This is a genomic window from Campylobacter magnus (assembly GCF_028649595.1).
GTDB lineage: Bacteria > Campylobacterota > Campylobacteria > Campylobacterales > Campylobacteraceae > Campylobacter > Campylobacter magnus.
This window is the reverse complement of the sequence record NZ_JAQSLK010000005.1, coordinates 1-18,911: the sequence shown is the minus strand read 5'-3', so window position 1 is coordinate 18,911 and position 18,911 is coordinate 1. Positions and strand designations below refer to the sequence as shown.

The following is an 18,911-nucleotide window of genomic DNA, read 5'->3' as shown; positions in this document are numbered from 1 at the left end:
AACTTAGCAATTTTAGCTTTATTTTAAGATTTTTAGCTAGAATTTCACCTTTATATTATTTTTTAGGATAGATTTTGGATTATTATGAAATTTTAGGCGTCGTAAAAGGCGCAAGCACAGAAGAGATAAAAAAAGCCTACCGCAAATTAGCTCTAAAGCACCACCCAGACCGCAATCTAGGCGATAAAGACGCTGAGGAAAAGTTTAAAGAAATAAGCGAAGCTTATGAGGTTTTAAGCAACGAAGAAAAACGCTCTTTATACGACAGATACGGCAAAGAAGGCTTACAAAGTGGCTTTGGGGATTTTAGAAGTGGTGGTATGGAGTTTGATTTTAGCGATATTTTTAGCTCGTTTTTTGGCGGTGGCGGCAGAAACTCACGAAGAAACGCTGATATTTATGAGACTGATTTAGAGATTTTAGTAACGATTGATTTTAACGAGGCAATTTTTGGCTGTCAAAAAGACATAAGCTATACGCAAAAACGCCCTTGTAAAGCCTGCGAGGCAACTGGGGCAAAAAATGGGCAAAAAGAAACCTGCCCACATTGTGGTGGTAGCGGTCAAGTGGGAGTTCGTCAAGGCTTTATGAGTATAGTCCAGACCTGTCCACACTGCTATGGCACTGGCCAGATGATAAAAGAAAAATGCCCAGAGTGTGGTGGCAAAGCCTACGAAGAAGAAAAAGTAAGCATAAGTGTCCAAATCCCAGAGGGCATAGATAATGGCAACCGTGTAAGAATAGCTAGCAAGGGGCATGAGGGCAAATACGGCAAGGGTGATTTGTATGTGCGAATAAAGGTGCGCGAAGACGAGCATTTCGTGCGTCATGGTAATGATGTGTATATAGAAGTGCCGGTGTTTTTTACCCAAGCTATGCTAGGCGAGAGCGTGGAAATTCCAACCTTGCGTGGAACAACTACGCTAAAACTACCAATAGGCGCAAAGGATAAGGCGCAATTTGCCTTTGAGGGCGAGGGTGTAAAAAATATCCGCTCTGGACAAATTGGCAGGCTAATAGCGCAAATCAGTGTCGTTACTCCAAGCTCACTAAATGACGAACAGCGTGAGCTTTTAAGCAAGCTTCAAAACAGCTTTGGCATAAAAAGCGGAGAAATAAAAAGCGAAGAGGGCTTTTTTGAGAGTGCGTTTGAGAAAATTAAAGGCTGGTTTAGCTAGGAATTCTAGAATTCCTAGAAATCTCACTTAGGAATTCTAGATTTAAACTCCAAAAATCTCCAAAAGCTCCTTTGCCACATCTCCCCAGGTACGAGTATTTTTCGGTGGTAAAAGGCTTATATTTTTATAATTTATCAGTATATTCATAAGCTCTAAATTATCCTTAAAATAAAGCGCGCTTCCCCCTAAAACTTCTCTAAAAATCTCTATATCTCTAGCAATAACTGGCAAGCCACTCTCGATTAGAGGCAAACCAAAGCCCTCATCATAGCTAGCTGCGATTAGCGCGTGCGAAGTAGCATAAAGCTCTGCTAGTTCATCATCGCTGCAAAAGCCCTTGTAAATGATGTTTTCATGCTCGCCATGCTCTAAAAAAGCCCTAAAATCATCATCCACTCGTCCCATGCGACCAACTATAATAAGCTTTGCATTAGCACCAATTAAGGCTAAACGCTCAAAAGCTAAACAAATAGCCTTTATACCCTTTCGCTCCTCGATTGTGCCAACGCAGATAAAAGTGGGCTCCTTTGCTTTATCTGCTTTTTTATATTCTTTAAAATGTGAAGCTAGGCTAAGTGTTTTTGTTTTGCTAAAGCCATAAGTTTTTAAATCACTCTCTACTCTACTAGAAATAGCTAGTAAAGTAGCATCAATGTCTTTTAAAAGCTCGCACCAGCGCAAATGAAGCTCTCCAGCATGATAAGGGAAGAACTCTGGATGAGTAAGCGGCAAAAGATCATAAACTCGCACAAATACCTTGCCACCAGCCTTTTTTAGCTCATCAAAAAAGCCGTTTTTGTTTGCCTCTAAAAGTGGTATTTCAGGCTCACAGCCATACATCACACTAAAATCAAGAGCGTAGAATATATCGCCTTTTTGTGGGATGATTTTTTCATCATTTATGCTAAAAGGTAAGGTTAGCTTTTTTAACATAAACTCATTTGCGCTGCTGTAACCATGCCCATCAAAATATACAGGAATTACTGGCAAAGTAGTACTTTGAAATAAAGCATTTAACTCTTGCCAAACAACTCTAGAAATTCCAGTTTGCGGATCAGTCTTAAATACTGCACTAATATCAACTAAAATGCGATTTTTAAAGCATTTTAGCTCTTTTGGCTCTCTATAAGCTCTCTCTGTAATTTCAAATATTTTCTTGGCACACATATCGGGGTCGTGTTCTTTTATAATGCGCTCTTTGGCTCTTTTAGCCAAGCTATCATCGCTATTATAGGCTTTTAATAGCGCAGCATCAAGCTCATGGCCATCATCACTAACCTCGGGAACATAAATAGCACAGTCATCAAAGCCAGAAAAGTTTGTAATAGTAGTAGTTTGGTAATTTAAACAATCAAGCAGGGCAGCACTAGCTTCTCCAAGATGAGTTTTGCGCAAGCATATGCTAACATCACAAGCACTTAGATACCGCTTATAGAGCTCGTCATCTGCCCAACCAACGATATAGGCGTTTGTGATATTTTGTTCGGCTAAAAAGTTTTTTAATTTTTCATTAAAATCTGGTAAGCCATTTTCACCAACAATAAATAAAACAGCGTTTTTGTCTTTCATAACCCTAGCCCAAGAACGCAAAAGTTCTAAATTTTGCTTTATTGGATGAGTAAATCCAAATATACCAAAAGTTTTTGTATTTTCAAGTTTTAATTCTTTTTTTGCTTTAATTTTATTTAGACTTATATTTTGTCTTAAAAGTGGCATAATATTTAAAAAATCATTGTTTTTATAAATTTCATTTGCTAGACTAAAAGCTTTTTTAGTATGCACTATAATTGTTTTTGAACACTCGATTAAAGAACGATTTAGTGGATATTTTTTAGCAAAACTTTCATAAGAGTTATAAAAATATTCAAAAAGTCCTTGAAATCCATATTCTTTAAAAATTTCTTTTTGTAAAATATCATCATAATCATAGCAAGCACGCATAAAAATTGGAATAAAAAAGTCGTGTAAAATAACAACGCTTGGATAATTTAGAGCACATTTATAAATATTGTAATGAAGTGGATTATTTCCCATATTATAAATTACACGGTCAAAAGCAGTGTTCTCATTACTCATAAGTTCATAAAAACGCTCATAGGTAATGATAGGAAACTCTTGGTCTAAAAGTTCTGTTTCATCACTAACCAAGGTAATATCATAATGCGCTTTTAAAGCGCTCAAAAGCTCGCTACTATAATGAGAAATTCCTGATTTTTGTGGCAAAAATGGTGAGTGATAAGCTAGGGTTTTCACTATATCCTACCTATAAGTTTTAAAAGTAGTTTGCGAATTTTTAAAGCAACTTTAAGTGGAAAGAAATTTCTTATTTTATTTAATTTAATTGTTAAATTATAATTTTCGTCTTTTAAAGCTTTAATTTTTGCATTTAAAGCTTTAATTTCTTCATTTAAAGAATGTATATGCCTTATAACTGGAGAGTTTATATCAAAGTCATTAAATTGCATTTATCTTACTCCAAGATGATTTTAGGATTTAATTTTGCTAGGCCTTTAAAATCTGCTATTTCATCAAGCACTTCAAAAATAGTAGCATTATCATGCCATTCATAGTTATTTTCTAGGTGAAAGTTTCCAGAGTGCAGTGCGGTTGAAATGCTATAAACCCCTACTCCAATATTTAAATCAAGCTCAAAGCACAGACTTTTTTGCTCGCCTTTTTTTAAGCTAAGTGGAAACTTTTGTAAATAAGTATTTGTGCCATAAATCTCAATGGCTAAGCGACTTTTAATTAAAAAGCCAAAAACAAGGTCATCTAAATCCTCATTTGCTCTAAAACTAAAGCAAAATCTCACTTTTTCTCCACTTAAAAGCTTAGTGCTTTTATTTCCCTTTGAGTTTAGGATATAAGCACTCGCAAGCTCTGCCTTACCATTGCCTGAAATGGTTTTTACTACGCCATTTTCATCTACGCTTTGGCTGATTTTTACACCTTCTTTTTGCGAGATTAGCGCGTTATAATAATCTAACACTGCGCCCGGCTGGCCGTCTTTTAAAATCTCTCCTTTTTCAATGAGAATTGCCCTTTCGCACACAGCCACAATAGCATTTAGGTCGTGAGAGACCAGCAAAAGCGTAGTGCCTTTTTCCTTCATCTGCTGTATTCTAGCAAAACTTTTGTTTTGAAAATACGCATCACCTACGCTTAGAGCCTCATCTATTATAAGAATGTCAGGTCTCCACGCAGTAGATACTGCAAAAGCAAGACGCACTTGCATACCACTACTATATAGTCTAACAGGCTGGTCAAAATACTCGCCAATCTCAGCAAAGTCTTTTATATAGGCGATTTTTTCATCAATCTCAGCCTTGCTGTGACCAAAAAGACTAGCAGTTTGATATGCATTTTCACGCCCGCTAAGATCAGGGATAAACCCCATACCAAGCTCCAAAATAGCGCAAATCTTGCCATTTACAGTTATTGTGCCGCTGCTAGGGCTTAGAGTGCCAGTAATCATCTTTAAAAGTGTGCTTTTACCAGCGCCGTTTTGACCGATTAGTCCTATTGACTGCCCTTTTGGCACTTCAAAGCTAATGTTTTTTATGATTTTTATCTCTTGGCTGGCTGCCTTGCCAAGCCCAAAATAGCTAAGCACACGGCGCAAATTGCTCGAATAATTTTTATAGCTTTTGCTAAGGTTTTTTACGCTTAATATCATAGCACATCCGCCATATCATCTTTTGCCCTTTTATACACAAAAATCCCAAGAACTATAAGCAAAAAAGCCAAAATACTAGGATAAATCAGCAAAGAAAAATCAGGGGCTTTGTTGTATAAAATAACATTATGATAGCCTTCTATCACGCAAGCAAGGGGATTAAAATACATTAAATGTTGATATTGTGGCGGTATTAAATTTATCATATACACAATAGGTGTAAACCAAAAGCCAAACTGAAGTAGAATTCCTATAAAATGCCCTAAATCACGCAAAAATACATTTACCACACCACACAGCAGCCCAGCACCAAAACCAAGAGCTAGAAGCAAAGTAGCAAGTAAAGGTATATAAATAAGATTAAAGCCTATATTTGCTCCACAAAAAAAGGCAATTACAATGCTTACTACCACCAAAACTACATTGGTAAAAACAGAACTTCCAGTAGCAATTATGGGTAAACACATCCTGGGAAAAGCAAGTTTTTTTAGTATATTTGCATTTTTAACAAAGCAGTTCATACAAGATAGCACAGTATCACTAAAAAGTGCCCACGCCATCATACCAGATATAAGATAAATAGCATAAGCAAACTGACTATCAACCCCTGGCAATTTCGCTCTTAGTGCGTATGAAAGCACCAAGGCATACATAAGAACTTGCGCTAAAGGGCTAATCAAAAGCCAAAGTCCACCAAGCTTTGATCTAGCAAAACGAGTGGAAAAATCGGTCTTAATTGATGAAATAATAAAATATCTATATTGCCAAAGTTCTTTCATTTTCAAGCTTAATTTAATAATTTCTTGTATTTTAGCATAAATTTCTTCGCTTTTAAGCCAAATTTCTAAGATTTTTAGCTAAGATTTCGCAATTTTTTGGGAGCAAACATGAGCAAAATCGCATTAGTAACAGGCGCTACAGGACAAGATGGCGCATATCTTTCACGCTATTTAGTAGACCTTGGATATAAGGTATTTGGCGCTTACCGCAGAGCAGCTAGCACAAATCTTTGGCGCTTAAGCGAGCTAAAACTACTTGATGAGGCAAATTTCAGTCTAATTGAACTTGATATTACTGATCCAGTTAGCTGTATAAATGCTATAAAGGTAGCAAAACCAAGCGAAATCTATAACCTTGCAGCACAAAGCTTTGTCGGAGCTAGCTTTAAAGAGCCACTTCACACTAGCTATGCAAGCGGAATTGCTGTGCTAAACTTGCTTGAAGCTATTCGCCTAAGCGATAAGAGCATTAAGTTTTATCAAGCAGGCACTAGCGAGATGTTTGGCAAAGTCCAAGCCATACCACAAAATGAAAGCACTCCATTTTATCCACGCTCGCCATACGGAGTAGCAAAGCTTTATGGACATTTTATGAGTATAAACTACCGCGAAAGCTACGATATTTTCGCAGCTTGCGGAATTTTGTTTAACCACGAAAGTCCACTAAGAGGCTTAGAGTTCGTAACTCGCAAAATCACAAATAGTGCTGCTAAAATCGCACTTGGCAAGCTTGATTGCTTAGAGCTTGGAAACTTGGAGGCTAAGCGTGATTGGGGCTTTGCAAAAGACTATGTAAAGGGCATGCACGCAATGCTTCAAGCTCCAAAAGCAGATACTTTCGTACTAGCTAGCGGCATTACTACCACTGTGCGTGATTTTGTAAAAATGAGCTTTGAGGCACTTGATATTGCGCTTGTCTTTGAAGGCGAGGGCGTAAATGAAGTAGCCAGAGACAAAAAAACTGGCAAAGTGGTAGTAAAAGTAAATCCTGAGTTCTTCCGCCCAGCAGAGGTGGATTTACTAATAGGTGATGCTAGTAAGGCAAAAGAGCAGCTTAACTGGAGCGCAAAAACAAATCTAAATGAGCTTTGTGCAATGATGGTAAAAGCTGATTTAGAGCGTGCAAAAAACGGCTTTGAGTTTTAATATTTTGTGATTTAGAGGCAAAATATTTGCTTAGGAATTCTAGAATTCCTAGTATTTTTTCTAGAATTCCTAATATTTTTCTCAGGAATTCTAGAATTTCAAGCCAAGTTTAAGCCAAGTTTGGCTAGAATTGCAATTTTTAATCACGGGTCTATAGCTCAGTTGGTTAGAGCATCCGGCTCATAACCGGATGGTCCCAGGTTCGAGTCCTGGTGGACCCACCATTTAAGCTTTCTTTAAGTTTCAAATAATTCCAAATGATTTCATAAAATAACTATATATCAATATTTTAAGCACTTTTTATATATTTTTCTTTTCTTTTATTTGCCTTTATGCTACAATTATTTTCATATAATTCATTGACTTAATCATTGACCTAAAAGTTAATAATTGACTTTTAGGTCAATGATTGAAAGGATGGCTATGCCAAATATATCAAAAGCAAATCTAATGGACAAAGATATAAAAGCTTTACCAGTAAAAGAAAAGAAGTATATAAAAGCTTGTGGTAATCCAAAGGAGCTTTATATATGGATATACCCTAGCAAAAAGAAAACTTTTAGCCTACTATATGATGGGCATTACTATATGATAAAAGAATTTAGAGAAGGAATTTTTAGCGTTGCGGATGCGAGAAAAGAAGCTATTAAAATGCTAAAAGATTTAGAAAATGGTAAAGATCCAAAAGAACAAAAAGAAAATGAGAAATATACATTTGGTGCACTCTTTGAGAGATATGCTGAGCTAAAAAGAAAAAAAGGATTAGTAAGTGTTGATAAGACAATAGTCAATAGATGTAAAAAATATTTACTGCCCAGTCTAGCAAAGCGTGATATAAAAAGCATAAAATATAGTGAGCTTTTGGATATTTTAAGCCCTATTTTTAATCCAAATGAGCCAAATGAGAGTAAGCTAGATACAATAGGCAAACTAATAGGCTATATAAACGAGATTTTTCAAATAGCTCTTAAAGATGGATATTTAGAAACTATGCCACTTATATCAGCTCTTAGAAAAGAATTTCCTAGCAAAACTATTTTTTACGCCAAAAACGATATAGAAGCCAACCAAAAAGCTATAACTGACTTGAATGAGCTAAAAGAGTTCATCTACGATTTAAAATGTTACAATGGAGAGTTAAGCACTAAAAGAGCCTTATATTTACAACTATTAGTGCCAAATCGTGCTGGTAATACAGCAGAAGCTAAATGGGCTGATATAGACTTAGAAAATGGTGTTTGGCATATCAGGTCTAGCGAAATGAAAATGAAAGACAAGCACGAAATAGCACTATCAAAGCAAGTCATAGAGCTACTAAGACAACAAAAACTGCTAACTTGTGATAAAGAATTTGTCTTTGCTTCAAGTGAAAGTAAAAGTGGCCACTTACAAAGAGATACGATCAGCAAAAATATCCGCACTACACTAGGTGGCAAAGTTGATGGTAAAAAAGGCAAATGGTATGGCAGAGCCACTCCTCACGGATTTAGAGCGACTTTTAAAACTATTTGTAAAAATAATATAGCACAATTACTTCCACTTGGCATAAGCTCTGATACCATAAAAGCTTGTTTAGCTCACAAAGTTACTGACAAAGTAGAACAAGCTTATCTTAGACAATTAGCCACAACAGAACAAAAGAAAATTCTAATGCAATGGTATGCTGACTTTTTAGAGAGTATTGAGCCTTTGGGAATTTTATAAAAATCATAAAACACGATTATATCGTGTTTTACTCCGTCTCCGTAGCAATTCCGTAGTAATTACGATAAAAGCACGATATAATCGGTGTTTCATCCAGTCGTAACAACTCACCATATATAACTATTTTTAATACGCCAAAAGAAAAAATTTTATCTCTCACGCTCTTTTTCTTGGTGTTTTTTTGGCTTTTGTTCTTGGACAGCAGTGCCTTCAGGTTTATTTTGAGTTTTATGCGAACCAAGCAATTTTTCAAATTCTAAAAATTCTAAACCAAAATTGTCATTTTTGGTTTGTAGTCTTTCGGCTCTCTTTTGCTCTCGCTCAGCCTCTCTTTGAGCCTCAACTTTTTCTTTTTTGGTGTAAAATTATAATTTTATGCTATAATCACAGTCCCAAGCTAAAATCTAAGATTTTAAGATTTTAGCCCCTTTAAAATGCTCTCAAATATCGGTAAAATCGTAATCTTTTAAATATTTTACAATATTTTAATCAAAATTTTAATCTCAAACGCTATCATATCGTAATCTTTTAAATATTTTAATAAATATATATAGGGGTAAAATAGAGTAAAAATTTTATAAAACTTTTTGGGTCAATTAACTGATAGAATATTTTAAGGTGCCTTAAAGTATGATATTAGTTAATTGACCCTTTTAGAATTTGGAATTTCAAAAATTCCGCCAGTGTTTTGGAATTCCAAAAGCACTTTAATCTAAAATCCCGCCACTTTACTTTTAACAGTACCTAGGGATTGCAGTATTTTCTAGCTCGTGTATTGCTGCTTTGTGGATTGCCCAGCATACCTCACGCTACCTGCTAGCAAGCTTGCATTAACCGAGTTTAACAAAGCCCCCCCCCCCGTTTTTTACACACCTTGTTCTATCTTATTATAAGCTAGCAATTTAATCTCTTCAAATTCTAAGCTTATATCTTCAAGTATTATTTTATCTATTTTATATTCTCCATCATATAAAGCATTTTGTATAAATATTTCATTATTGCTATTAGCTATATCTGTGATTATTAAGTCGTTATTTTTATTTGTGCTAAGTTCTATTTCATTTAGTTTAATATCATTAAATCTTAAACTTATGCTTTGTTTATTATTATGGTAGCTATATACTATATCCTTGCCCCAATCTTTGCTAAATACATATACATCATTACCGCCATTACCTACTAAATCTTCATTAGTCTTTGAACTAATTATAATATCATCTTTATTGCTACCTTGTAATTTATTATTTTCATCTTTATTTGTGATAATATTTACATTAAGTTTTGAAGTAATTGCATCTAAATCATAAATGTTTTCGTTGTTTATAGTTTTAGTTATTAAGACATCTTTTAAGTTATTTACTAAAATATCGTTATTATCTAATAAATCTAAGACATAATATATTTCGTTATTATCAATTGCTTGATTTATTAGCTTGCTTACTAAATCATTTGCTTGCTTTAAGCTTGATAAATCATCAAAGACATCACTAAACTCTATTAAATCCATAAAGGCTTCTTTTAAGTTATCTTTGGCTTTATTTTCTAGCTTATTTAATGCATCGCTATAATCTATTAAGGTCTTAAGGCTATCATCTTGCATATTAGTATCTACTAAAAGCTTTAAATCATTTGCATATTCTTTTAATCTAGTTTGCATTAAGCTAGATTTATAGGTGTAATCAAGTATTGCTTGATAGCTTTTAGTTATATTTGCTTTTATGTTTAATAAGTCTTCATTGCTATCATAGTATAAAGTTTGAATATCCTTGCCACTAAAGGCTTGCAACACACTATATTTATCTTTTAATTCTAGCACTTGCTTTAATAAATCTTGGTCTATATTTCTTTGATTTAATAGCTTATTTAATCCGCTTGGGGTTAATGATTGTATATTAGCATTATTAGTATTTTCAAGCTCTTGGTTAATTGCTACTTTATCATTGCTTTTTAAGCTATTTACATAGCTAGTTGATACATCGCTTCTTATATTTACTATATTGATTTTATTTTGCTGCAAAAAGCTTTCATCATCATTTATGCTTTTATAGTGTTTGCTTGTTTTAGCCCACTCATTTACTAGCTTTGGTAATATTTTAAGTTGCTTTTGCTTTTCATCTAAGCTTGCAAACTCATTATAAATATCTACTAAGGCATTATCGCTATTAGCACTTAGAACTAAAGCATCTGCTAAATCTCTTACAAAGCCGGTGCCTTTAATAAGCCCAGCACTCTCAGCCATTTCTCTTTCAACCGTATTTACACTAAAATCAATATCACTAGCAAGTGCATTATCGCTATCATTTATAGCAAAGCTACCAACTAGAATTTGCTTATTATCTTTATCTAGTGCTGTGTTATCATCTAGGAATTCTAGATTTATGCTTTTTATGCCGTGCTCGCTTAGGCTTTTTAGCTCGCCAGATTCAGCCTTCCCATTGCTGTTATAATCTTGCCAAACTAGAATTTCATTAAAGGCTTTATCACTTTCATCAAACACCCCATTATCATCGCTATCAAGGTCTTTTAGAGCCTCTGCGCCATTTTTTGCTAGCTCGCCGTTTTTTAGCTTTGTGAAGTTGCCAAATAATTCTGCTCCGCTAGTGATTTTACCATCACCATCTATATCTCTTACTAAAATGCCATCACTACTATTTACCCAGCTTGATTTAAAAGCTACTTTATCGCCATTGTGATCAAAGAATACGCCGTTTTCTAGACTTAAAGTATCGATTTTACCGTTATTGTTTAGATCAAGAGCGATAGGGTCGTAAAGTGAGATATTTATGGTATCAGCTAAAAACTGAGCAAAATTTACAGTGCCATCTTCGTTAAAGTATTTTAAAGCAGTTGCGAAATCCACATATTGCTTGTCTTTGTAGGTATTAGTCTTTAAACCAAAAACATCAGCTAAAAAGTCATTTAATTTCTTAACTGCTTTTTCTATCAATGATAAGTCTTGTACTTCAATGGAATAATCTTTATTTATATCTATTGCTTTTCTTGTTGCCTCTATGCTGTGCCCAACACCTTCTATTATCACATTTTGCCCTAGATTACCATTTGTTAGCAATTTTGCTCCACCAATTAAAAGATCGTCATCCGTTAAGATATTTACGATATTTTTATTCGCCTTTTGAGTTATATCCTGCAAGGCGTTAAACGCTTCTTCTTTGGTAAAAGAGCCTAATTTTTGTAAATTTCTTAGTGTTAGCTCCTCTATTATATTAGTAGCTGGTAACGCACTTACAGTATATGCCTTCATATCGTGTTCTATTGCTGCAATCTGTGCGTGATTTCCAGCTAGTGAATGCCCCAATACAATGCTGTGTTTTTTTGCCTCATCTATACTGCTTAGATTTAGATCATTTTTTATAGTTTCTAATGACTTAATTACAAACTTATCTACGCTTTTATATTGTTCGTTAGAATTGCTAGTTAGTATTTTAATATCAGTGTAAATATCTCTAACATCACTAGACTCTGTGCCTCTAAATACAATTGCGTATTCTATATTATTTGAGTTATCTCCACCTGTCTTTTTTACCAGCATAGCAGCAAAGCCGTTTGATTCTTCGGAGATGTCGAGGATTTTATATTTATAATCATCTATTTCTAGGGGCTTATCTAAATTCATAAACAAATTTTTTCCCTTATCGTCATAAACAGCATCTGCTAAACCAGCTACCTCTTTTAGTAATGCTCCACTAATTGTTTTGTTCATTTTTTTCTCCTTGTGAATTGATTTGTTTTTTATTTTGCAAAATATCAATTGTGATATACATTCCAGAATAGATTGGTATATTGCGATTAGCAAATATACTTTTAAATTTATCTATATAATATCTAGAACCTATTTTAAAATTATAAAGACCACCACTTATACGAAACTGAGCATTATGTAGTAATAACCAATAAGCATTTTTTGCAAAAACTTCTCTTCTAAAAAACACAATTTCATTTGTCTTATTATCCACCACTTTTTCATCATACACTGATATAAAAAAATGCTCTTTTAGCTCTCTTGTGAATGTATAATCAACATTTGGCATATTGTTTATAAAAAAAATTTCTTTACTACTTTTATAATTAGCCTCTAATGCTTTCCTTTTTTCTTCTAACATTTTACAAATAGGTGTATTTTGTCGAGCCAATATTTTTTCTGCGCCGTTTTTAGCATTATCCTCCAATTTTGAAAAATGCTCCTCAATTTCTTTTCTTTTTAATTTACATTGCTTTATAACTTCATCTAGATTACCATCTATTCCACTATACATATGTATAAGATTATCATCGCCATTAAATAATACTTTATTTGCAAATTTACCATCTAAGCTTAAAGGGATATCTGTCTGGAGATTTAGAACTTTTTTCTCAAATGATTTTGAAGGCTCAGTGTTGTAATATAAACTAAAAGGATATTTCACCTCTATATCATCCTTTGGCTTTGGCGTGGTAAGGAGGTAGTAGTGTCCCTCTATATTTGCTGCTATTCTATCGCAAAAAGGCAATAAGCAAAGAATGCTAATAATTAAAATTTTAATAGCTTTGCTAGTGATTTTTGCTTTTAAAAATTTTCTATAAATAAACCATGCAACAAAGATATAAATTCCTAATGATAGAATATCGCCTCCCCAATACATCAAAATCACTACTAACATTCCTATTATTTCCACTTATCCGCCTTATAATTTAACTTCAATTTTCAAAACTAAATCCGCATTTTAGTTTTAATTTAAACTAGAGTTTAAAGCAAATTCTAGAATTTAAACTAACTTTAAAAACACACAAATACCCAAATTCTAAAATTCCTTAAATTCTAGAATTTAAGCACTTATTTTTCCATTACCTATCTCAGTGCCACGAAAAGCTATTACATACTCGCCTGTACTTGTGTCTTTAAACACAGTAGCGCTAAATCCTGAGCTATCATTGCCAGCTTGATTATATACTTCAAAACTAGAATTTGTAGCTGGGTTTGTTAATGTAATTTTATCATTTTCAACTTTTGCAAAATCCCTAGTTTTCATTTTATCAGTTGAGTCATAGCTTACATTAGCTAAAAAAGCAGAATTTTTTACTGTACCTAGTTTTACATCATTTTGCGACATTGTCTTCTCCTTGTTTGTTGATTAGTTTTTTTATTTCATTAAAATCACTATTTCCATAATACTCATAAGCACTGGCATCATAAATGGTTAAAGCATTAAAAAGAGTGCTGCGAGCAAAATAAGCTCCATATATTTTTACTAGCTCAAAGTCTTTAATATTTTCATCGCTATAATAAATACTGCGTATATTACAATAAAAAGATATAAGTCCACAAGGTAATTTTTTATCCATATTTTTAAGCCTAAAAGAGCTTACTTTATCAATAAAACTAGCATTTGTGTCATTTTTTACTTCTAGTGGCATTATTTCGTATTTTGGGTAAGGTTGTAAAGTTGTAAATATTTTAAAGACCAGCCTTTGTGGCACTTCTAGCTGCCACGCAGAAAACGCAAACACAGGGATAGACAAACCAAAGGCAACTTTGCCTAAAAGGTGCTTTGCGTGATAATAACTAGTTTTTTTCTTAAAATCCCTAATCCAAAAAAATATACAAATATCCACAAGTACACCCCAGCCACCAAACACCAAAAAGGCAACTAAGATATAGATTATAACTCTAATGATTTTATCCCTTTTGCTATCCGTGCCAAAAAGCCTATATATAATCACAGCCCAAAAATAAGAAAAAATCAAAGCTAGTGGAATAGCAATCCCAAACATAATAAGACCCAGCAAAATATTTCCTTATTTAAAAAATTCACGGCAATTGTAACAAAATAATAAGACATTTGAATGATTTTTGTAATATTTTTTGAATTTTTTAAAAAAGTGTTACTATTTTACAAAAACTATCTTAATAAATAAATTTAGATATTTTACTGCGTAAATTTTTCTTATAAGTTACCTTTAAATGCAAATTTTAGTGGTGCATTTTTGGTGTGCATAAGTGGTGCATTTTTACTTTGCACTTGACACCAAATAAAAAACTATCTCTCACGCTCTTTTTCTTGGTGTTTTTTTGGCTTTTGTTCTTGGACAGCAGTGCTTTCAGGCTTATTTTGAGTTTTATACGAACCAAGTAATTTTTCAAATTCTAAAAATTCTAAACCAAAATTGTCATTTTGGGTTTGTAGTCTTTCGGCTCTCCTTTGCTCTCGCCCAGCCTCTCTTTGAGCCTCAACTTTTTCTTTTTCTATGCGCTCTTTTTGTTTTTGCTCTTCGAGTTTCTTTTTTTCATATTCTGATGTTATAGGGTGTAAAATTGCATATTTATATAAAGTATCTCTAAAAGTAGATTCGCTCAAAGAGGCAAATCTATCATTTACCTTATCTGTCATAAATCTATCTTTTGCTATTTCATCTCGCATTATCTTATCTGCTGTAGAATACATATCATACAACATTTCTTTTTCTTTCTTTAGCTCTTCTTCCATAAGTTTTGCTTTTTCTAGCCTTTCTATACTATCTTGCTTGGCCTGCTCTGCTAACTCTATAAAGTTATCACTTGTCTGCTTGATGATACCTAAAAGATCGTTTTTATCATTATTTAGCTCTATGATTTTATTTTCTAATGCTTTGGTGTAGTCCTTGCTAGAATAAAACTTATCGTGCTTTATTTTTAACTCTTTAATCTCTTTTTCTAGTTCATCTTTGCTTTTTAGCTCTTTTGTGGCGAGTCGTTTTAACTCTCTAAAATAATCTTTTGTGTAATTATTTCCCACACTTGCTTTTCTTTCAATTTCCAAGATTTCTTTTTGCTCTTTTAGATTTAGTAAAGTTTCTTGCTGTTCGTGCTGTTCTTTGGCGTATTCTCTGCCACTCCTATGCTTTTTATCGCTACTTCTCTCACTTTCTTTGATTATTTCGCCTCTTGGCATATCTAGCATAATAGCCAGTTTAGTTTGTAATTCACTCAGATCTTCTCTTTTTATGTAAGCTCTACGCATATTTTGTTTAGCATCTTTGATAGTTAAAAAGTTTAAATGAGCGTGATAGTTATACACCACACCTACATTTATTTCTTTGCTTAGTTCTTTATCCCAGTAGTATTTTTTAGAATTTTCATCTTTATAGCAGTTCTTGCGTTTGCCAGTTAGAATAAGAGTGTTTGTTTTATCATCAGCATTATCAAGGTCTATTAGTCTGCCCTCATCTCTATGTATAGCAATGCGTGTGCTATGAAAGTTGAATTTATTTGCTACATAGTTAGCTACCTTTTGGCAGTCTGCCATATCGTGTGTATTGTTTAGATTTATTATCATCTCCCACTTGCAGTTTTCAAAGGCTGGTCGTTTACCATTGTAGCCTTTTTTTATTTCATTGTATTTTTGGAGTTCTTGTTCAAAAAGTTCTTGTTCGCTTATCCCACAATCCCAAGTTTCATTTTCTTGTCTATATTCAAGTGGCAAAAAATATTTTGGCTCTTTTTCCTCATTTCTTTCATTGTGCTTTTGGCTATTTGATTTTGCTTTTCTTATATTAGCAGATGAGCCACGATTTTTATTTACCCTTTCAGTAAAATTCTTTGGATAGCTTATATTTGCTCTACTAAATTTTGGAGTAGAATTATAAATAAAATTTGGCTCTAAATTTTGCTTTATCTGAGTTGCTTTTTGCTTTGATAAATATATTGTTTTTGTGCGAAATTCAAAATCATCTTCTAGTATTTTTTTCATTAAAAATCCTTTTTTAAAATCACAAAATGAGCTTGCCGATTTTTGTGCGAACGGCTAAGAAACTTGTTTTCTTAGGGATAGTTCGCACTATCCCTAAGAGCAAAAAAATCTCTTTAAAAATCTAGGCGATTTTCAAAGATTTTATTTGCTCTTATGTGTGCGCTTTTTACTTCGGCAAGCTCAGTAAAAAAATAAAATTTACGCCAAAAAAGAAGTGACGAATTAGACATCATTTTCAAAAACTTTTAAAGAAATCAGCTTTGAAGTTATATTTCCTTTGGCGATTGTTTTTATATGCCAAAGTGGCTCAGAATATTTAGCACAAGTGTCAATAACATTTATTGCTGTTTTATCGTTTTTATTAGTGCCTATTTTCTCTAAAAGTTGACCTTGATAAATTTGATCTACTGTGTTTAAAACTTTCAAAATTTTTTCTTTGATTTCTGTTCTTTTAGGACTTTGAGAATTTTGAATTTCGTCATCGCTTTTTGTAGTATCTATGCTTAAACGCTCACCAGCTCTTTTGGTCGTATCGAGAGAAAAAATAATATGCTTTTTACCATTTAGATAATTGTATTTGCTTTTAATTATTTTAAAAGTTAATACTGGAATTTCTTTATTATCATTTGCTGATAACTGATACGCTACATCAGCTTTACCAGTAAGATAAGAAACTCCACTATATTGTCCAAGTCCATCTTGTGTGCGTTCTTTTTTATTGTGGTGTAAAACAATAATGGTAGCATTTAAATTTGTTAGTCTTCTAAGAATTCCAAAAAACCTATTTACTTCTTTTACATCGTTTGGATTAGTAAAATTACTAAGCACATCAATAATAAAAAGAACTCCATTAAGATTTTCATTTTTTCTAGAAATATCATCTAAAATTACATCTATTGAAGTATTTTTTGCTATAATCTCGTTTTCTCTTATATAAATCCACTGCTTGTTATCACGCAGTGGCTTTAAAATATCATTTTGGTTTCTTTCCTTATATACTCTTGTGTCTCCATCAAAATCAATATCATAAACTTTTTTAAATACTCCATTTTTAAGCAATGGCATTGAAAATTCGGTAGTAAAAAAAGTTTTAAAAGAGCTTGTATCTGCGCTAATCAAAGTTATACTAGCTTTTGCTAAAAACTTTTCATTGTCAAATATATCTATCCATTCAAGCTCTTTTTCCCACTCACTCTCAGGTATAGCAAAGCTATCTAAATAATCTAGCACGCTATTCATCATAGTCCCCTTGCTAAACTATTGAACCAAGAATAAACGCTACTTCTAGGATAAACAATCAATTTGCCTTGTTTAATAAACGGCAAAGGATTAGGCTGATTTTGAGCTCGTTTCATTCTTAACTTGCTTTGCTTGCTAATGCTTATTCCAAGTTCACTTTCTAGCATCTGTGGTGTCATAAACTCAGAATTTGCTGGGATTATTTTTTTCATTTTTTCTCCTTGTGTGTAAAAATTAGCGAATTATAGCAAAAAAATATATTTATTGTCAATAATATATCAAAAATTTCAATAAATGATTATTTATTATTTTTAAAGGCAATAAATTCTATAATATGATTTTATTTGACAGTTAAAGGTATAAATATGGATCTAGGCAAAAGATTGCAATCATTACGAAAAACATTAAAACTAAGCCAAACAGAGCTTGGGGAGTGTTTGGGAATTTCAAAAAGTGCTATTGCTAGCTATGAAAATGGCTATAATCCATTGCCAGATTATGTCATAAATAGCATTAGTGATAAATTTAATATTTCAAACGAATTTTTTAGTGATGAGAGTATTGATATAAAAAACCTTTCAAAAAGTTTAATTGAAAGAAATATTGTTAATATAGAATTTTTCAACGATATAAGCAATTTCATAGACAAGAAAAATGCTAAAAAAATAGCTCTTCCTTATGATTTTTTTACATTTTTATTTCCATTTGCACCAAATAAAAAATATTATATGGCAAGATGGAGTAGCGATAGCATTTTAGTCTTTGATGACGAGCAAAAAATATTAAATAGTGATGATTGTCAAGTGCTAGTGGCTAATCACGATTTGGTCTTTACTGGTGTATATGATTATAAAAAAGGTGTTGTAAAAATAAAAGATCAAGCATTTTTTGATAATATAAAAATAGATAAGTGGGATTTTTGGGCTGTTTATAAATACAAAATTAAAAGTGATATTTTAAAGCTATCTGATTTAAAACGATAAAAAACAAAAAATAATTACGACTGAACAAAACACCGATTATATCGTGCTTTTAGCGTAATTACTACAGAATTACTACTGGCGACCGAGCAAAGCACGATATAATCGTGTTTTATGATTTTATTGTATAATATAAATTTCAATGATTTTTATAGAATATAATAAAAAGTAAATAATTTACTTTTACATTGACCTTAAAAAACTTAAAGCTTTAAAATAATGATATAATAATATTTATAGATATATATTCGGTGAGTGGTGGACCCACCACCGATGCTTTCCTTAATTTTCCCTAAACATTTTTAAAAGCGATTATTTCATTTTAAAAGATAGTGATATTATATCAAAATTAAGTTTAAGCAATATAAGTAAATTCTTTTAAATTCTATTTTTATATTGCAATAATCTAGCAATTTTTTTAAGAAAATTAAACACAAATTGGATAAAAGCTCTATAAGCTCATCTTTTAAAAGCTCCTCTTACCA

General features: G+C 32.6%; 15 protein-coding genes and 1 tRNA gene. 5 read left to right on the top strand and 11 right to left on the bottom strand.

The window, feature by feature from the left end; genetic code table 11:
• The first annotated feature begins 71 nt into the window (after positions 1-71).
• A complete protein-coding gene (gene dnaJ / locus PTQ34_RS06420; protein WP_273932862.1) occupies positions 72-1,178 on the top strand; it encodes a molecular chaperone DnaJ in 1,107 nt (368 codons plus the stop codon).
• Between the two features lie 42 nt (positions 1,179-1,220).
• On the opposite strand, the gene PTQ34_RS06415 is transcribed toward dnaJ, so the two are convergent.
• The 4 genes from PTQ34_RS06415 to PTQ34_RS06400 are packed head-to-tail and all read right to left on the bottom strand — an operon-like array spanning position 1,221 to position 5,633.
• Complete coding sequence (locus tag PTQ34_RS06415) at positions 1,221-3,431, bottom strand: glycosyltransferase (protein ID WP_273932714.1); 2,211 nt, start codon at positions 3,429-3,431, stop codon at positions 1,221-1,223.
• Positions 3,431-3,643: a hypothetical protein gene (locus PTQ34_RS06410; RefSeq protein ID WP_273932713.1), complete on the bottom strand. Its 213-nt coding sequence runs from the start codon at positions 3,641-3,643 to the stop codon at positions 3,431-3,433. Before PTQ34_RS06410 ends, PTQ34_RS06415 begins: the two co-directional genes overlap by 1 nt.
• Before the next feature lie 5 nt (positions 3,644-3,648).
• Entirely contained in the window at positions 3,649-4,854 is a 1,206-nt protein-coding gene (locus tag PTQ34_RS06405) for an ABC transporter ATP-binding protein (RefSeq protein ID WP_273932712.1), read from the bottom strand.
• Entirely contained in the window at positions 4,851-5,633 is a 783-nt protein-coding gene (locus tag PTQ34_RS06400) for an ABC transporter permease (RefSeq protein WP_273932711.1), read from the bottom strand. Before PTQ34_RS06400 ends, PTQ34_RS06405 begins: the two co-directional genes overlap by 4 nt.
• Before the next feature lie 108 nt (positions 5,634-5,741).
• On the opposite strand from PTQ34_RS06400, the gene gmd reads away from it, so the two are divergent.
• From gmd to PTQ34_RS06385, 3 genes are all read left to right on the top strand, one after another.
• Positions 5,742-6,779 (top strand): GDP-mannose 4,6-dehydratase, encoded by a 1,038-nt coding sequence (gene gmd, locus PTQ34_RS06395; protein ID WP_273932710.1) that lies wholly within the window; start codon positions 5,742-5,744, stop codon positions 6,777-6,779.
• A gap of 147 nt (positions 6,780-6,926) precedes the next feature.
• Positions 6,927-7,003 (top strand) — tRNA-Ile (locus tag PTQ34_RS06390).
• 199 nt (positions 7,004-7,202) lie between these two features.
• Positions 7,203-8,483 carry a tyrosine-type recombinase/integrase gene (locus tag PTQ34_RS06385; protein WP_038834406.1) on the top strand — a complete coding sequence of 427 codons (1,281 nt, stop codon included), beginning with the start codon at positions 7,203-7,205 and terminating at the stop codon, positions 8,481-8,483.
• A gap of 865 nt (positions 8,484-9,348) precedes the next feature.
• Here PTQ34_RS06385 and PTQ34_RS06380 read toward each other — a convergent pair.
• The 7 genes from PTQ34_RS06380 to PTQ34_RS06350 form a co-directional block, all read right to left on the bottom strand.
• Positions 9,349-12,204, bottom strand: coding sequence for an alpha/beta hydrolase family protein (locus tag PTQ34_RS06380; RefSeq protein ID WP_273932707.1), 2,856 nt, complete (start codon positions 12,202-12,204; stop codon positions 9,349-9,351).
• Positions 12,188-13,156, bottom strand: coding sequence for a hypothetical protein (locus tag PTQ34_RS06375; RefSeq protein WP_273932706.1), 969 nt, complete (start codon positions 13,154-13,156; stop codon positions 12,188-12,190). The genes PTQ34_RS06380 and PTQ34_RS06375 overlap by 17 nt, the downstream gene beginning before the upstream one ends.
• A gap of 150 nt (positions 13,157-13,306) precedes the next feature.
• Entirely contained in the window at positions 13,307-13,591 is a 285-nt protein-coding gene (locus PTQ34_RS06370; RefSeq protein ID WP_273932705.1) for an alpha/beta hydrolase family protein, read from the bottom strand.
• A complete protein-coding gene (locus PTQ34_RS06365; protein ID WP_273932704.1) occupies positions 13,578-14,252 on the bottom strand; it encodes a hypothetical protein in 675 nt (224 codons plus the stop codon). The genes PTQ34_RS06370 and PTQ34_RS06365 overlap by 14 nt, the downstream gene beginning before the upstream one ends.
• 266 nt (positions 14,253-14,518) lie before the next feature.
• Positions 14,519-16,207 carry a hypothetical protein gene (locus PTQ34_RS06360; RefSeq protein WP_273932703.1) on the bottom strand — a complete coding sequence of 563 codons (1,689 nt, stop codon included), beginning with the start codon at positions 16,205-16,207 and terminating at the stop codon, positions 14,519-14,521.
• A gap of 222 nt (positions 16,208-16,429) precedes the next feature.
• On the bottom strand, positions 16,430-17,446 hold the full coding sequence (locus PTQ34_RS06355; RefSeq protein ID WP_273932702.1) for an AAA family ATPase: 1,017 nt from the start codon (positions 17,444-17,446) through the stop codon (positions 16,430-16,432).
• Positions 17,446-17,658: a hypothetical protein gene (locus tag PTQ34_RS06350; protein ID WP_273932701.1), complete on the bottom strand. Its 213-nt coding sequence runs from the start codon at positions 17,656-17,658 to the stop codon at positions 17,446-17,448. Before PTQ34_RS06350 ends, PTQ34_RS06355 begins: the two co-directional genes overlap by 1 nt.
• Before the next feature lie 153 nt (positions 17,659-17,811).
• On the opposite strand from PTQ34_RS06350, the gene PTQ34_RS06345 reads away from it, so the two are divergent.
• The gene (locus PTQ34_RS06345; protein WP_273932699.1) at positions 17,812-18,429 is read left to right on the top strand and encodes a helix-turn-helix domain-containing protein; all 618 of its coding nucleotides are present in this window, start codon (positions 17,812-17,814) and stop codon (positions 18,427-18,429) included.
• The last annotated feature ends 482 nt before the right edge of the window (positions 18,430-18,911 follow it).

Coding starts and splice junctions, on each gene's coding strand:
- PTQ34_RS06405 (WP_273932712.1), bottom strand. CDS start 4,854: ATGATATTAAGCGTAAAAAACCTTAGCAAAAGCTATAAAAATTATTCG.
- PTQ34_RS06360 (WP_273932703.1), bottom strand. CDS start 16,207: ATGAAAAAAATACTAGAAGATGATTTTGAATTTCGCACAAAAACAATA.
- PTQ34_RS06410 (WP_273932713.1), bottom strand. CDS start 3,643: ATGCAATTTAATGACTTTGATATAAACTCTCCAGTTATAAGGCATATA.
- gmd (WP_273932710.1), top strand. CDS start 5,742: ATGAGCAAAATCGCATTAGTAACAGGCGCTACAGGACAAGATGGCGCA.
- PTQ34_RS06385 (WP_038834406.1), top strand. CDS start 7,203: ATGCCAAATATATCAAAAGCAAATCTAATGGACAAAGATATAAAAGCT.
- PTQ34_RS06345 (WP_273932699.1), top strand. CDS start 17,812: ATGGATCTAGGCAAAAGATTGCAATCATTACGAAAAACATTAAAACTA.
- PTQ34_RS06380 (WP_273932707.1), bottom strand. CDS start 12,204: ATGAACAAAACAATTAGTGGAGCATTACTAAAAGAGGTAGCTGGTTTA.
- PTQ34_RS06355 (WP_273932702.1), bottom strand. CDS start 17,446: ATGAATAGCGTGCTAGATTATTTAGATAGCTTTGCTATACCTGAGAGT.
- PTQ34_RS06365 (WP_273932704.1), bottom strand. CDS start 14,252: ATGTTTGGGATTGCTATTCCACTAGCTTTGATTTTTTCTTATTTTTGG.
- PTQ34_RS06400 (WP_273932711.1), bottom strand. CDS start 5,633: ATGAAAGAACTTTGGCAATATAGATATTTTATTATTTCATCAATTAAG.
- PTQ34_RS06350 (WP_273932701.1), bottom strand. CDS start 17,658: ATGAAAAAAATAATCCCAGCAAATTCTGAGTTTATGACACCACAGATG.
- PTQ34_RS06370 (WP_273932705.1), bottom strand. CDS start 13,591: ATGTCGCAAAATGATGTAAAACTAGGTACAGTAAAAAATTCTGCTTTT.